This window comes from Phreatobacter sp., assembly GCF_016793595.1.
In the GTDB taxonomy this organism is placed as follows: Bacteria; Pseudomonadota; Alphaproteobacteria; order Rhizobiales; family Phreatobacteraceae; genus Phreatobacter.
In genome coordinates this window covers 1-14,459 of the sequence record NZ_JAEULY010000013.1, presented here as the reverse complement: position 1 = coordinate 14,459, position 14,459 = coordinate 1, and the positions used below count along the sequence as shown (strand labels likewise).

The 14,459-nt window shown below is 68.1% G+C and carries 12 protein-coding genes; 7 read left to right on the top strand and 5 right to left on the bottom strand.

From position 1 onward, the window contains the following. Positions 1–21: 21 nt before the first annotated feature. Genes JNK84_RS13825 through JNK84_RS13815 form a run of 3 tightly spaced genes read right to left on the bottom strand, consistent with a single transcriptional unit; the run spans position 22 to position 3,732 of the window. Complete coding sequence (locus tag JNK84_RS13825; protein WP_293424978.1) at positions 22–966, bottom strand: ABC transporter permease; 945 nt, start codon at positions 964–966, stop codon at positions 22–24. Beyond that, the gene (locus JNK84_RS13820; RefSeq protein ID WP_293424977.1) at positions 932–1,891 is read right to left on the bottom strand and encodes an ABC transporter permease; all 960 of its coding nucleotides are present in this window, start codon (positions 1,889–1,891) and stop codon (positions 932–934) included. The genes JNK84_RS13825 and JNK84_RS13820 overlap by 35 nt, the downstream gene beginning before the upstream one ends. Before the next feature lie 53 nt (positions 1,892–1,944). After that, positions 1,945–3,732 (bottom strand): peptide ABC transporter substrate-binding protein, encoded by a 1,788-nt coding sequence (locus JNK84_RS13815; protein ID WP_293424976.1) that lies wholly within the window; start codon positions 3,730–3,732, stop codon positions 1,945–1,947. Between the two features lie 288 nt (positions 3,733–4,020). Between JNK84_RS13815 and JNK84_RS13810 the strand changes: the two genes are divergently transcribed. Next, entirely contained in the window at positions 4,021–4,314 is a 294-nt protein-coding gene (locus JNK84_RS13810; protein ID WP_293424975.1) for a hypothetical protein, read from the top strand. Between the two features lie 96 nt (positions 4,315–4,410). Next, positions 4,411–6,129: a caspase family protein gene (locus tag JNK84_RS13805; protein ID WP_293424974.1), complete on the top strand. Its 1,719-nt coding sequence runs from the start codon at positions 4,411–4,413 to the stop codon at positions 6,127–6,129. Positions 6,130–6,193: 64 nt separating this feature from the next. On the opposite strand, the gene JNK84_RS13800 is transcribed toward JNK84_RS13805, so the two are convergent. Further along, a complete protein-coding gene (locus JNK84_RS13800; protein WP_293424973.1) occupies positions 6,194–7,270 on the bottom strand; it encodes a caspase family protein in 1,077 nt (358 codons plus the stop codon). Positions 7,271–7,465: 195 nt separating this feature from the next. Between JNK84_RS13800 and JNK84_RS13795 the strand changes: the two genes are divergently transcribed. From JNK84_RS13795 to JNK84_RS13780, 4 genes are all read left to right on the top strand, one after another. Continuing rightward, positions 7,466–8,392, top strand: a complete 927-nt coding sequence (locus tag JNK84_RS13795) for a hypothetical protein (protein ID WP_293424972.1) — start codon at positions 7,466–7,468, stop codon at positions 8,390–8,392. A gap of 206 nt (positions 8,393–8,598) precedes the next feature. Beyond that, on the top strand, positions 8,599–8,814 hold the full coding sequence (locus JNK84_RS13790) for a hypothetical protein (protein ID WP_293424971.1): 216 nt from the start codon (positions 8,599–8,601) through the stop codon (positions 8,812–8,814). Positions 8,815–8,876: 62 nt separating this feature from the next. Further along, a complete protein-coding gene (locus tag JNK84_RS13785) occupies positions 8,877–9,401 on the top strand; it encodes a hypothetical protein (RefSeq protein ID WP_293424970.1) in 525 nt (174 codons plus the stop codon). Between the two features lie 93 nt (positions 9,402–9,494). Then, positions 9,495–10,817: a S1 family peptidase gene (locus JNK84_RS13780; protein ID WP_293424969.1), complete on the top strand. Its 1,323-nt coding sequence runs from the start codon at positions 9,495–9,497 to the stop codon at positions 10,815–10,817. A 9-nt stretch (positions 10,818–10,826) separates the two neighbouring features. On the opposite strand, the gene JNK84_RS13775 is transcribed toward JNK84_RS13780, so the two are convergent. Next, positions 10,827–12,692 carry an ABC transporter ATP-binding protein gene (locus JNK84_RS13775; protein ID WP_293424968.1) on the bottom strand — a complete coding sequence of 622 codons (1,866 nt, stop codon included), beginning with the start codon at positions 12,690–12,692 and terminating at the stop codon, positions 10,827–10,829. A 237-nt stretch (positions 12,693–12,929) separates the two neighbouring features. On the opposite strand from JNK84_RS13775, the gene JNK84_RS13770 reads away from it, so the two are divergent. Next, positions 12,930–14,276, top strand: a complete 1,347-nt coding sequence (locus JNK84_RS13770) for a hydrolase (protein WP_293424967.1) — start codon at positions 12,930–12,932, stop codon at positions 14,274–14,276. Positions 14,277–14,459: the final 183 nt, after the last annotated feature.

The following is a 14,459-nucleotide window of genomic DNA, read 5'->3' as shown; positions in this document are numbered from 1 at the left end:
CCGGCAGCGATCCAGGCCGGATCACATCACCTTGCGCGGATCGAATGTGTCGCGCAGGCCGTCGCCGATGAAGTTGATCGCCAGCACGGTCAGGAAGATCGCAGCGCCCGGGAACAGCGCCCAGTGTGGCGCGTAGTCCAGGAAATCCTTCGCGTCGAACAGCAGGCGCCCCCAGGTCGGAATATCCGGCGGGAAGCCGAGACCGAGGAAGGACAGCGTCGATTCCGCGATGATGGCGGCCGCGACGTCGATGGTCGCCGCGACGATCACCGGCCCGAGCGCGTTCGGCAGGATGTGCCGCACGACCTGCCGCGACTTCGTTGCGCCCAGCGCCCGCGCAGCCTCGACGAATTCCTTCTCGCGCAGCGACAGAAACTGCGCGCGCACCAGCCGTGCCACCGGCATCCAGCGCAGGCCCCCGATGACGATGACGATGAGGATGAACACCCCCATCTCGACGCCGAACAGGCCCTTCAGCGAGTCGCGGAACAGGTAGATGACCAGCAGCAGCAGCGGCAGCTGCGGCAGCGACAGGAAGAGGTCGGTGACCCACATCAGCGCCGCATCGACGCTGCCGCGGGCGACGCCCGCGATGGCCCCGATGATGACGCCGACGACGATGGCCACGAACATGGCCGCGAGACCGACGGCGAGCGAGATGCGCCCGCCATAGATCATGCGGGCGAGCAGGTCCTGCCCGAGATCGTCGGTGCCGAACGGATGCGCGCGCGACGGCCCCTGGAGTCGGGCGGTGAAGTCGATGTCGTTGATCGAGACCGGCCAGAGCCAGGGCCCGATTGCCACGGCAACGATGATCGCCAGCAGGACGATCGTGGAGACGAGCGCCAGCTTGTGCCGCCGGAACCGGCGCCACGCATCCAGCCAGGGCGAGATGTGGACGTCCCGGCTGTCGACGACGGCGACCGCCGCCTCAGCGGTAGGAGATGCGGGGGTCGAGCCAGCCATAGAGGAGATCTGCAATCAGGTTGAACAGGACGACGAGACACGAGAACACGAAGGTCACCGCCATGATGACCGGCGTGTCGTTGGCGAGGATGGCACTGATCAGCAGCGAGCCGATTCCGGGGATGCGGAAGATCTGCTCGGTGACGATGGCTCCGCCGAACACCGCCGGCATCTGCAGCGCCACCAGCGTCACCACCGGGATCAGCGCATTGCGGACGACGTGCTTGAGGACGACGATGCGTTCGTTCAGGCCCTTGGCGCGGGCGGTCGTGACGAAGTCGAGGCGGATCACGTCCAGCACGGCCGAGCGCACGTAGCGGGTATAGGATGCAGCCTGGAACAGGCCCAGAACCGCCACGGGCATGATCGCCTGCTTGAACTGCTCCCAGAACCAGCGCCAGCCGGTCGCGTCTATGTCCGTTCGGAACACGAAGGGCAGCCAGTCCAGCCAGATCGAGAAGACCAGGATGAACAGGAGGCCGGTGAAGAAGGTCGGCAGGGAGAAGCCGATGAAGGCGAAGGTGTTGGCGATCTGGTCGAAGATCGAATAGGGCCGCGTCGCGGCATAGATGCCGACCGGTAGCGCGATCATCAGCGCCAGGATCTGCGACGAGCCGACCACGAAGATGGTCGCCGGCAGGCGCTGCAGGATCAGCGTATCGACGTTGATGCGGCTGGCGAAGGAGAAGCCCCAGTCGCCCTGCACCATGGCGGTCAGCCAGCGGATGTAGCGGACATAGACCGGGTCATCGATGCCGAACTTCTCCCGAAGCGCCATGCGCACCTCGGGAGGAATGTTCGGGTTGGTGGCCATCTCCTCGAAGGGATCGCCGGGGGCCAGCGCCAGCACCGTGAAGAGCACGATGCTGATGCCAAGGAGGCTCGGAATGGCGATCAGCAATCGCCGGATCAGATAGGTACCCATCGTGGATGTCCGTCGGTGTCGACGATGAGGACCCGAAGGTCCTCATCGAGGCCTCAGGGCCGATGCCACGCGTTGATCATCCACAGGTCGTTGTCCCAGCCGCTGGGATTGACCACGAGGTTGTTGCTGCATGCCGCCATGCGCGTGCGCGCCAGGATCGGCAGGAGGATGTTGTCGCCGCAGAAGATGTCGTTCATGCGGACGAACAGCGCGGCGCGACGGGCCGGGTCGAGCGAGTTCTGCGCCTCGCGGAAGGCGTCGTCGGCCTCCTTCGACGAGTAGCGGGAGATGTTGCGCCCCTGCCACTTGTTCTCCTTGTTGGCGATCTCCCACGACACGAGCTGCAGCATGAACCGCTCGGGGTCCGGCTGGAGCATGGTGGTCGTGTACATCTCCATGTCGCAGTAGAACTTGGAGTAGGTGTCCGGGTTCGCCACGTCGGACGAGAAATAGACCGAGGCCGTGACCGACTTCAGCTCCAGATCGATGCCGGCGCGTTGGGCCGCCTGCTTGACGATGGCCTGGTTCTTCTGGCGCGGGGCGTTGATCGAGGTCTGGTAGACGTATTTCAGCTTCTTGCCGTCCTTGGCGCGAATGCCGTCGGCGCCGCGCACCCAGCCCGCCTTGTCGAGGATCTGGTTCGCCTTCTCGATGTTGAATTCATATTTCATGTTGGGCGACGTGAAGCGCGCCGGCGCATTGACGAAGTTGGCCGTCGCCTTGCCGCCGCGACCGTAGATGAACTTCTGCACCGATTCACGGTCGATCAGCAGGTTCATCGCCTGCCGCACCGCCGGATCGGTCAGCGTTGGGTGCTTGGTCTTGACGCTCGAGCGCTCGCCATCGACCTCGGTCCACGGGTCCGTCGTGTTCAGGATGATGAACTCGATATTGCCGCTCGGCACGGGAACCGCCTTGCCGCGGCCGCCGCGCTCCATGCGCAGGAGGATTTCGTCCTCGACCTGCATGTTCCAGGCATAGTCGTATTCGCCGGTCTGGATCACCGCGCGCGCCGCCGACACCGCGTCGCCGCCGCCCTTCACCTCGACCGTGTCGAAATGCGGCTGGTTGGCAATGTGATATTCGGGATTGCGCTCACCGCGCAGGATGTCGCCCGGCTTGAAGTCGATGAACCTGTAGGCGCCGGTGCCGACCGGCTTGAGATTGACTGGCGCATCGCGCGAAGCGGCGCCCTTGTATTGTTCGAAGAGGTGCTTCGGGATCACCATGCCGACAGCGCCGACGAAGGCATCGGCCCAGAACGGCGTCGCCTTCTCGAACACGACCTTGATCGTGAAATTGTCGATCTTCTCGACCTTGATGTTCTGGTAGGTGCCGATCGACGTGGCGGCAGTCGCCGGATCGGCGGCGTACTGCCAGGTGAAGATGCAGTCGTCAGCCGTGAACGGCTTGCCGTCGTGCCACTTCACGCCCTGCTTCAGCTTCCAGGTAACCGACAGGCCGTCCGCCGTGACGCCGCCGTTCTCGCGGCTCGGAATCTCGGCGGCCAGGAACGGTACGAGGTTCCCGTCATTGTCCCAGCCGGCCAGCGGCTCGTAGAACACGCGGGACCCTTCCTGGTCCTTGGTGCCGATGGCGAAATGCGGGTTGAGCAGCGTCGGCGCCTGCCAGAGCAGTATCTTCAGCGGCCCGCCGCCGCCGGCCTTGGTCGGCTTGTAGGCAAAAGCCGACTGGGCGCGCGCCACGCCATGAAAGTCGAGAATGTGCCAGGCCGTCGGCGCGCCGATGCCGACGGCGGCCATACGGGTCATGAACGAGCGACGGGACAGCTTGCCGTCCTTCACCTGGCCGACCAGTTTGCCGATCTTGTTCTCATCCATTGTCGGATCTCCTCGCACGCCGTGCCCGGCGCCCCACTCTGTCGCGCGCCAAGGTTGTGGCCCCGGGTCGCGCATTGAAGGCGCGATCCGAGCAGTTTCCTTGTACGAGGTCAACGTGGAACCAACGCAGAACACAGGGTGTTTTCAGCGGCTCGCGCGCGCCCTGACCGCGCGATGAGCAACTGACCGCAAACCACCCACAACCTGCCCCAACCCGCAGCAATCCCCGCCGTCCGCGGCCGGGACTAGACCTTGGCGCATCGCACTCACCCCATTCGCGAGCGGGCCATGACCAGAACCACCAGCCTCCGCAAAACCGGCATCGCCCGCATCGATGTCCGCAGCGCCAGCGCCGTGATGGCGGCTCTCTCGCTGGTCATGCTGTTTGCCGGTTTCGCCGCCTCGACCCAGGTTCACGCAGCTCCGGTCATCGCCAAGCCGGTCCAGTTCCTTAGCGACGAGACCGGCCACGGCGTCGCGTCCGGCGGCCGCGCCGCCCATCGCCTGTGCCGCAGCCCGATTCGCTTCCTCGGCACGGCAGAAGGCCGGCAGAGCCCGGACTGCAAGCGCATCCAGGCTTGACGGCAGACCTGCCGCCCCCTCGTTGAATGCGCTGCCCTTGCGCTCTATCCTGCTGTCCTTCCTTGAAAAAGCGCGGAAGGCAGAAAGACCGAGGGCATGGCGACCCGCTTCTTCGGCGACGACGATACCGAATGGTCAGCGCCGGCCTCGCCGCCGACGCCGCGGGTGGCGCTCGTCATCGGCAACGGCAATTACCGGACGAGCCGGCTGGAGAATCCGGCGCGCGACGCCCGCCTGATCGGCGAGGCGCTGGATAGCCTCGGCTTCGACACCGAACTGGTGATCGATGCCGGCAAGGCCGTTCTGGAAACCGCCATCGTCCGGCTGGGCGAGCGGCTGGAGAAGGCCGGACCAGAGGCCGTCGGCTTCTTCTATTTCGCCGGCCACGGCATCCAGCACCTGGGCAGCAACTATCTCGTTCCCATCGACGCGCAGATTCCCGACACCCGCTACCTCAAGAGCGGCGCGGTGCTGGTCGACTATCTCGTCGAGGAGCTGGCACGCTCCCATTCGCTCGCCAATGTGGTGGTGCTCGACGCCTGCCGCGACAGCGCGGTGCGCGACAGCGGCGGCGGAATGACGCAGGGCCTCGCCTCGATCAAGGATCTGCCGGACGGCACGCTTGTCGTCTTCTCCACAGCCGCTGGCCAGCTCGCCGACGACGGCCACGGCGACCACAGTCCCTATGCGCGCGCGCTCGTGCGCAACCTCGTCGAGCCGAACCGCCGCCTCGAGGAGATCTTCTTCTCGACCTCGCGCGAAGTGGCGCAGGCGACCGGCAATTCCCAGCGCCCCGCGCTGTTCGTGCAGGGCGCCATCGCCCCGGTCGTCCTGAAGCCGGCCGAGGAACCGCCTCCGGCGCCCGCCATGGCTCCTGCTCCCGCAGCGCCGCAGCCCGTCGCCGCTGCGCCGCTGCCCGAACCGGTGGCGGCCGAGCCGCCTCCGCCGCCGGAGAACGCGCGGGCCCTCATTGTCGACGACGCCGTCGCCGATCCGCTTCCCGCCGCCGCGCCTCCGCCATTGCCCGCGCCGCCTGCTCCGATGCCGCGCGTCGCGATGCGCCCGCAATGCCTGCTCGGGCCAGCGCCGGCGCGCGAAGCCGACCGCAGGACAGCGTCGCAATGGGTACCGCTGGCCGCGATCGTCGCCGGCGTGATCGCGATCGCCGCCGTCGTCGCCGGCCTGTTCCTGCGCCAGCGCGAGGCGCCGGTGGACCTCGCCAGCCCGGTCTCCTGGCCGGTCGCGAAGGATCAGGCCGTGCTCTGGCGCGTTCCGCACGGCGAGCCCTGCCCTCCCGGCTGGACGCGCGTCGTGGACGGCATCTACTGCATGACGAGCGGCGAGCCGCTGGGCGCCATCTGGGATGCGGGTCGCGTACCGCTGCCGCTCGCATCGGCCATGACGCTGAAGGCGAGCCCCCGGTCCGGCCTGCGCTGCCCGGAGGGCACCGTGTTCGAGGCGGACAGCGCCTGCCTCGCGCCGGTCCGGCCGGACTGGCTGGGCGATGGGCTACGAACCGCGGGCGCCGCTCAGATTGACATGGCGGGCGCCTATGCCGGCGACGCCGAACTCGCGCCGCGCAGCGCGCCGGGATGCACGGCCGGATCGGCGACCTTCCCCTTCTCCGGCTATTGCCTGACCGGGGCCGCACGGTTCGGCGCGGTAACGCCGACAGCACTCGGCCATGACCGGCTGTCAGGCAGCGAGCCGGCGACATCGGTCAGGCTTGCCGCCTATCGGCGGCTCACGACCTGCCCGCGCCTGACGACTGTTCTCGAGAACAGCGATTACTGCCTGGTGGCGCCGGTCTGGTAAGCGCGCGAAGGGGCCGCCCGGCAGGCAGCCCCTTCATCGTTCCGTGCTGACCCCGGACGACCCGTCAATCCTCGACGGCCGCCATGTCCCGCATCCGCCGGTTCATCTGGCCGCGCGGCTTCGAGCCGGTGAACATGCCGGCGACGCGGTCGAGCGAAGCGTCGTAGTTCAGGTCGCCGCCGGCATCGGCAACGCCGCGGCGCGACTGGTCCGGGCGGGCGCGCCGTGCTTCCCCGGACTGCGACCGGTCGGCATCGGCCTGCGGCGCGATCTCGGGGGCCCTGCGCGGAGCGGGATCGGCGCGCTCGGCGAACTGGCGGCGATCCGGGCGATAGGCGGTCACGGTGCCGGCGTGATTGCGCTCGAGATGCACGGCGCGCATCAGGGACGAGCCCTCCCACGGCATCTGCGCATTGCCACCCTGCCGGGCGATGTAATCCTGCACGGCGACGCGGGCCTGCTGGGTGAGGTCGCGCACGTCGATCCGGTCGCTGCGCTTCATCACGTCGAGCAGCGCCGCCGTGTAGAGGCTGAGACCGATGGAGGTACCCCAGTCCTGCGAATTCTGACCCGAGGCCGAGGAGAAGCTGACCAGCGTGTTGGTGGCCGGGGAGCGGCGCTCGGCACGGCCGGCATTGGCGGCGGCGAGCGCCGAGCGGCCACCCGCCTCCAGGAAGGGATTGGAGCGGCAGGCATCGACGATGACGAACTTGAAGTCGACGCCTGCGGCCTGCAGGCGATCGACGATGCCGTTCACCGTGAAATCATCGCGCTGGAAGATGTCGGGGCGGTCGAGGCGGGTGTCGGAGGCCATCATATAGACCTCGCCGTTCACCTGGATGCCGTGGCCGGAGAAATAGACCACTGCGGCGGAAGCGCCGCGCGCCTTGGCGACGAAGGCATCGACCGCGGCCTTGAACTGTGCGGAATCGGGATCGCGCACCAGCGTCACGTCGAAGCCGAACGAAGCCAGCGCATTGGCGACCTCGCTTGCATCCTTCACCGGGCTCGGCAGCGGCGTTGACTGATAGGCGGACACGCCGATGGCGAGGGCGACGCGCTGGCCGGCGCTCGCGATGCCGGTGCCCGCCCAGAACACGAGGGCGACGAGGACTGCGATCAGGGGGAAGCGGCTGCGCATGTCAGGTCTCCCGAAGGCTGGGCCGAGCGGCACGATGCCGTTCGCATGGGAGGGAGCGTGGCCGACAGCCTTACCCATCGGAATTGCGACGCGTTGCAGGAGATTGAGACGGCTTGCCTTGCCTCTTCCCTTCAAGCACCGGATGGGGCTTTCTCGCTTCATGAAGTTCCGCCTGCCAACCAGCGAGGCTCCGTCATGGCTACCGCCATTCCCAACCTGTTCCTGAAATGGCTCGCCGTCCGCGAGTTGCTGCGCCTGCCGCAGTCGAACGCGGAGATCGCCACGCGTCTGTGGGGACCGGACGACGGCCCCTCCAAATTCTCCAAGATGCTGCGCGGCGACTATGGCTGCGAGCCCGATGTCGCCGGTGAGCTCGCCGAGGTCGTCAACAAGCGCATCGCCATCGTGCGCGGCGCGGCGGGCAGGCACGATGCTCCGGCCGAGGCCTTTCGCCCGATCGACTTCGAGGCGCCCGTTCTCGGCTTCGCCCGCAAGATCGTCGACACGACCGAGGTCATCGACCCCGACGCGCTCGACCGCACGCACAAGGCTCTGGTCAAGGAATTCTCTCCGGATGCACCGGCCTCGGCCTCCGGCCTGCATGTCGCCATCGAACAGTACGGCACCACCCGCTTCTTCGAGGGCGCGGCGGCGGCGCCTTCGGGGCCGCCGGTCTTCGAAATCGGTCGGCACAAGGGCTTGTTCGCCATCGAAGGCCTGCCGCCAGAGGACGCCAACCGGCCTCTCAAGGTCTATGTGATGTTCTCGCGCGATCCCGCGATCCAGGGTTCGCGCATCTGGGACATTTCCTTCGAGGATGCCGTGCGCTGGCTGCCCTCGCCCTTCGAGCCGGTGGTGGAAGGCGGGCGCATCCTCCTGATGAAGGAGCCGAAGCCGGTGCAACCGATCCCCGGTCGCTTCCGCCTGACCGCCATCGTCGTGCGCGACCCGGCCGTGCTGCCGCGCCTCGACCCGCGCGGCGGCAGTGCGTCGGCAGCCCCGCTCGACGAAGAGGAGACGGCGCGACTGCTGACCAATCTGACGCGCGTCGCCAAGAGCCACGCCAATGCGCTGGCCTATTGCGGCAGCGACTACGTCGTGCGCGAGCCGAAGGCGGCCTGAAGCAGCTCGACGAGCTTGGCCCTGCAAGCCCCCGGTGCCCACGCGCCGGGAACTTCTCTCGTCGCCAAGACCGTTCAACTCGCCAAGACCGCTCAACTCGCCAAGGCCGCTCAACTCGCCGCAACAGTCAGCAATGCCCCTCCCCGCCGCCCCGGCCTAAACCGGAGACAGGCCGCAACGACGGCCGCCGCCACGGGAGCAAGTCCATGAAGATCACCCTCGTCCTCGCTCTTCTCGGCGTCGCGACCTTCGCGGCGACCCTGATCTGGCTGCACTTCCAGGAAAGCCGCCGCCGCACGATCGTCGTCGTGCTCGGGCCGGCCCGCTGGACCGGCGAGCGCCGCATTCGCGCGGCCCGCCCCGCATCCCATCGCAACCCGACCCAAGCCCGCGCAATGCCGCGGCTCCGGATCGTCGCCTAAACCTCGCTTCAGGTCGGATCACCGGCCAGCCAAGCGCCAACACCAGCAAACGGGAGCATGTCATGACGAAGTTCGCCACCCTTCTCGCCGCCGTCGCCGCCGCCACGCTCGCTGGCGCCGCCACCTCGCAAGCCAGCCCCTACCGGCACGGCCACCTCGTCCAGTCGATCGTCTCGAACCAGATCGAGCAGGGCTTCGACCATCGCGAGCCGAATGCCCGCGTCATCCGCGCAGCCTACCTCGCCGGCTTCAGCTACTGGTACGACAGCCGCTGCGACTTCCTGCCCATGCCGACCTTCGAGGCGATCAAGCGGATCGTCGACAATGCCAGCCGCGAAGCCGAGGTCGAGGGCACGGCCGAGGCCGTTCGCCTCGGTCTCGCCGACGCCAAAACCTTCCTCGGCGAGCAGGGCTGCGCCACCCGCGAGGCCAACGCCGCCCGCGCCTCGCTCACCGCCTTCTGGCAGGCCACCGCGCAGATCATCCAGAACGGCCAGCAGCAGCGCCGCTCGCCCGAGACGGCTCCCGTCCTGCCCCAGCGCCGCGAAATCCGCGCCGGCTGGAGCGACGACCGCAACCGGATGTGAGGCCTCGCGCCTGCCTCCACCGACGATGACAGCGGAACGGCCGGCAGCTAGACTGCCGGCCGTTTCATCGCGACCCGGGTTGAACAGAAGTCCATGCGCCTACGGCTTTGCCTCGTGATCCTCGCGGCGCTGGCCGCCATGTTCGCCGGCCCGCGCACAGCCGTCAGCCAGACGGCGACCGTCAATCCCGACGTCTACGTCGCCAATCAGTACACCAGCGCGATCACTCGCCTTTTCGCCTCGCCGGTCAGTGACGATAACTGGGGGCAGGACCGCCTGAACGGTTCGTCCATCCGGCCCGGTGCGCGTGGAGAACTGCGCCCCGAGCGCGGCCGTGGCTGCATGTGGGATATCCGCGTCATCTACCAGAACGGCCGCGAGGAGGAGAAGCGACGGGTCGAGCTCTGCTCCATCGCCGAGGTGGTGTTCAACGGCGAGAACGCCCGCATGCCCCAGCAGCAGGGGCAGCAGAACCAGACGCCGCCGCGCGCACCGCAGCAGCCTCAGACGCCGCCCCAGCAGCAGCAGACGCCGCCCCAACCGCCGCGCTCAGCCGATACGATGATCATCAACCAGGGACCGGCCACCGTGGTCGGGCTGTTCGCGCAAGCCGTCTCCGGCGGCGACTGGGGCCAGGACCGCCTCGGTAACGGCACGCTGCGCGCCGCCGGCCGCTTCCATCTGCGCCTTGCCGCGGACCAGGGCTGTTCGTTCAACCTGCGCATCCAGTTTGCCGGCGGCGCCGTCGATAATCGCAACAATGTCGATCTCTGCGCAACGCCCGAGCTGCTCCTGTCGGCACGGTCCCAACCTGGACAGGCAATCGCCTCCGGCACCGGCTTCTATGTCAGCCGGACCGGCCACGTGCTGACCACCTTCCATACCGTCCGCAACTGTTCCGCCGTATCGGTGGCGCGGCAGGGCGGCCAGCGCATCGCCATGGTGCGGGTGGCGGATGATGCCGAGAACGATCTCGCGCTCTACCGCATTCCCGATCTCGTCAGCCCCGTCGCGCCCTTCCGCGCGGCGCAGGCGCCAGTCCGGCCGGGCGAGCGGCTGGTGGTCGTCGGCTATCCCGCGCGGCGGATGCTGGGACAGGTCACGGTGGTCGAGAGCTCGGTGACGGCCGCCACGGGCGCGCGCGGCGAGGCGACACGCTTCCAGTTCCAGGGCGGTCCGGTCGAGGAACCGTGGGGCGCACCGATCTACGATCAGAACGGCCTCGTCGTCGGCATCGCCAACGACCCGCAATTCATGGGACGCGCCGGCACCGCCGTCAGCCGCGAGGCGATCCAGCGCTTCCTGAAGGCGCACAATGTCGAGGCGATCGAGGTCGCCGCCGGCGAAACGCGCCGCGTGCCGAGCATGCAGGACTACGCCTTCCCGGTGGTCCTGCCGCTCGACTGCATCAACTGATCGCCGCGCTCACTCGGCCGCCTGACGGACGGCGGCGAGGCCTCGAGGTTCGACGATGAAGCCGCCGGACTGGCGCGCCCAGAGTTCGGCATAGAGGCCGCCCTTCGCGATCAGTTCGGCATGGGTGCCCTCCTCGACGATCCGGCCGGCATCGAGAACGACCAGCCGGTCCATGATCTGGAGCGTCGAGAGCCGGTGGGCGATGGCGATCACCGTCTTGCCCTCCATCAGTTCGTCGAGATTGTCCTGGATGGCCGCTTCCACCTCGCTGTCGAGCGCGGCGGTCGCCTCGTCCAGCACGAGGATCGGCGCATCCTTCAGGATCACACGGGCAATCGCGATCCGCTGGCGCTGACCACCGGAAAGCTTGACCCCGCGCTCGCCGACATGGGCGTCGTAGCCCTTGCGGCCGGCATTGTCCTGCAAGTTGGCGATGAACGACGCGGCGTGAGCCCTCTCGGCCGCCGCCTGCATCATGGCCTCGCTCGCGCCGATCCGCCCGTAGAGGATGTTGTCGCGGATCGAGCGGTGCAGCAACGAGGTATCCTGCGTCACCACGGAAATCGCCTGCCTGAGGCTTTCCTGCGTTACGTGGCGTACGTCCTGTCCGTCGATGGCGATGGACCCCGCCTCGGCATCGTGGAAGCGCAGCATCAGGCTGACCAGCGTCGACTTGCCGGCGCCCGAGCGGCCGACGAGTCCGACCTTCTCGCCCGGCTTCACCCTCAGCGACAGGTCGTCGATGACCGGTATGTCGGTGCGGCCATAGCCGAAGGAGACACGATCGAAGGCGATCTCGCCTCCACCGATCGCGAGAGGCCGTGCCCCCGGTTCGTCCTGCATGGTCAGCGGCCGGGCGATCGACATCATGCTTTCCTGCACGGTGCCGACATTCTCGAAAATGCCCTGGATCTCTGCCGCCACCCAGCCCGACATGGCGATGATCTGGATGGTCAGCGGCAGCACCATGGCGACCGCCGCGATCTCCACCGTGCCGGCCTGCCAGAGGATCACGGCGAGACTGCCGGTCGTCGCCAGCAGCACCGCGTTGAGCGAGTTCAGGAGGACGGTGAACAGCGTGTTCAACCGATGCTGGGCGATGAAGGCCGCGTGCTGCTCCATCATGCTGTCGCGCACATAGCCGTCCTCGTCCGAGGTCCGCGCGAACAGCTTGACGGTGAGGATGTTGGTGTAGCTGTCGACCACCTTGCCGGTGACGGCCGAGCGCTTGGCCGACGCGTGGCGCGCGCGCTCGCGCATGCGCGGAACCATGGCTGTCAGCAGCACCACGTAGAGGCAGAACCAGGCGAAGATCGGCAGCGCCAGCCGCCAGTCCTGCGCCATCATCAGCCCGGTCGCCGCGACGCCATAGAACAGGATGTGCAGCACCGAACGCATCGAGGCGAGCGCCGTCTCGCGCACCGCGCTGCCGGCCTGCATGACGTGGTTGGCGATGCGTCCGGCGAAGTCGTTCTGGAAGAAGGACAGCGACTGGCGCACCACGTGATGGTGGCTCTGCCAGCGCGTCAGCGTGTTGAGCGGCGCTGATATGCCGTGGTTCGACACGAGCCGCTGGAGGAACAGCACGAAGGGGCGCGCGATCAGCACCACGAACAGCATGGCGGCGAAGGTCGGCCAGACGGTCGCGAACAGCGTCTCGCGGGGCGTTTCCGTCAGGATCGCCATCAGCCGGCCGATGAAATAGGGGATCGCCGTTTCCAGCACGGCCGCGACCATGCCGATGACGAAGAGGGCGGCGAACAGCCATTTCGCCTGCCGGATGAAATACCAGTAAAACGCGATCAGGCCCGGCGGCGGGCCGCCGGCAGGCGGCAGGGCGACAGGATCGAGGCGGGTTTCGACATAGCGATACATGGCGACCGGACGGAAAAAGGGCCGGGGCGCATGCGCACTCCGGCTGGGCTGAAATAAGACTCAGGATGGCGACGGTTTAGACGGCCAATGTGACGCCATAGCGGTCGCGCGTCGACCCCATTGCGGCGCGGCACGACCACCTGCTGCCGGAATCTGGCCGCGATGGCCGCCTTGACCGCCGGGTCCGGGAGGCAGACCATCCGTTTCGGGAAGAAACCGGCCGGGAAAGAGCCGCAGATGACTGTCAGCCGCCGCCGCCTACTGCAATATGCCGCCGCACTGCCCGCCCTGCCCCTGTTCGGACGGGCTGCGGCACAGACAGACGGGCCTCCGCCGGTCATCTTCGTCCACGGCAACGGCGACCATGCCGCGCTCTGGATGACCACGCTCTGGCGCTTCGAGGCCAATGGCTGGCCACGCGACCGGCTCGTCGCCTTCAACTTCACCGATCCGCTGTCCCGCAACGACGACGCCGTGCCCATGGCCGGACGATCCGGCACGGAGGACCAGCTCCGCGAACTGGCCGCCGTCGTTCGCTCGACGCTTGCTCGCACCGGCGCCGGGAAGGTGGCGCTGGTCGGCTCGTCGCGCGGGGGCTATGCGATCCGCAATTTCGTCACTGGCGACGGCGCGGGGCAGGTGAGCCACGCCGTGCTCTGCGGGACGCCCAACCGCGGCGTGTTCGACTGGGAGTTCAATCCCGGCAGCGAGTTCAACGGGCGCGGGCCGTTCCTGCGCCGGCTGAACGGTCGCGACACCGATATCGTGCCGGGCACCGCCTTCCTGACGCTCTACAGCGAGGGCAATGACAAGTTCGCGCAAGCCGACGGACGCTATGTCGGCCGGCCGGGAACGCCGACAGGCATCACCACCGAGGGGCCGACGCTGCGCGGCGCGACCAATATCGGCCTCGGCCCGCTCGACCACAGGGAGGTCGCCTTCCACCCCCGCGCCTTCCGGGAAATCTACCGCTTCATCGTCGGCGCGGAGCCTGCGACGCTCGCCGTCGCGCCCGAAAGCATCGTCGCGCTCGACGGTCTCGTCACCGGTAATGCCGGCGGCATTCCCTCGAACCGGCCGCTGGGCGACGCCGTGATCGAGGTTTTCCGCGTCCATCCGGACACGGCGGGCCGCCAGGGCGAGGCGTTGCTCCGCCGGACGACCGGACCGGATGGCCGCTGGGGGCCTGTATCGGTCTCAGCCACGGACTGGCTCGAATTCGTGGTGGAAGCGCCCGGTCACCCGCGCACACATATCTTCCGCTCGCCTTTTCCGCGCTCGTCGGAGGTCGTCCACCTGCGGCCGGCCCGGCCGCTCAGCGATGCCGACCGCGCTGCTGGCGCCGTGGTCCTGATGACCCGGCCGCGCGGCTATTTCGGCATTCCCCGCGACGTGGTCCTGCTTGGCGGCAAGGAGGCAGGCGACGTGACGCGCGGCGTGGCGACCGACGCCACGACGACGCTGCGCCTGCCCGCGGCGGAGATCGGCCGCGCAGTCGTAGGCTTGTTCAACGAGGAGCGCGTGGTGGCCCGCGCGGTGCCGACGGCCGAGAACCGCATCGCGGTCGCCGAACTGACCTGGTAGGCGCCCGCCGAGAACGGCCCGGCCAAACAAGAGCCCCGGCGGTGAGGCCGGGGCTTTGAAGTCGGGAGGTCAGGAGAGAGAGGCGGTGGTCAGCGATTACTCGCAGACGCGGACGGTGCGGCGCTCCGGGCCGTAGGGGCCGTCGACCCAGCGGCGGGTCAGGTAGCAGTCCGAGGCATAGGC

Excerpts from the sequence above, each read along its gene's own strand:
- JNK84_RS13825 (WP_293424978.1), bottom strand. The coding sequence starts at position 966 with ATGGCTGGCTCGACCCCCGCATCTCCTACCGCTGAGGCGGCGGTCGCC.
- JNK84_RS13820 (WP_293424977.1), bottom strand. The coding sequence starts at position 1,891 with ATGGGTACCTATCTGATCCGGCGATTGCTGATCGCCATTCCGAGCCTC.
- JNK84_RS13815 (WP_293424976.1), bottom strand. The coding sequence starts at position 3,732 with ATGGATGAGAACAAGATCGGCAAACTGGTCGGCCAGGTGAAGGACGGC.
- JNK84_RS13810 (WP_293424975.1), top strand. The coding sequence starts at position 4,021 with ATGACCAGAACCACCAGCCTCCGCAAAACCGGCATCGCCCGCATCGAT.
- JNK84_RS13805 (WP_293424974.1), top strand. The coding sequence starts at position 4,411 with ATGGCGACCCGCTTCTTCGGCGACGACGATACCGAATGGTCAGCGCCG.
- JNK84_RS13800 (WP_293424973.1), bottom strand. The coding sequence starts at position 7,270 with ATGCGCAGCCGCTTCCCCCTGATCGCAGTCCTCGTCGCCCTCGTGTTC.
- JNK84_RS13795 (WP_293424972.1), top strand. The coding sequence starts at position 7,466 with ATGGCTACCGCCATTCCCAACCTGTTCCTGAAATGGCTCGCCGTCCGC.
- JNK84_RS13790 (WP_293424971.1), top strand. The coding sequence starts at position 8,599 with ATGAAGATCACCCTCGTCCTCGCTCTTCTCGGCGTCGCGACCTTCGCG.
- JNK84_RS13785 (WP_293424970.1), top strand. The coding sequence starts at position 8,877 with ATGACGAAGTTCGCCACCCTTCTCGCCGCCGTCGCCGCCGCCACGCTC.
- JNK84_RS13780 (WP_293424969.1), top strand. The coding sequence starts at position 9,495 with ATGCGCCTACGGCTTTGCCTCGTGATCCTCGCGGCGCTGGCCGCCATG.
- JNK84_RS13775 (WP_293424968.1), bottom strand. The coding sequence starts at position 12,692 with ATGTATCGCTATGTCGAAACCCGCCTCGATCCTGTCGCCCTGCCGCCT.
- JNK84_RS13770 (WP_293424967.1), top strand. The coding sequence starts at position 12,930 with ATGACTGTCAGCCGCCGCCGCCTACTGCAATATGCCGCCGCACTGCCC.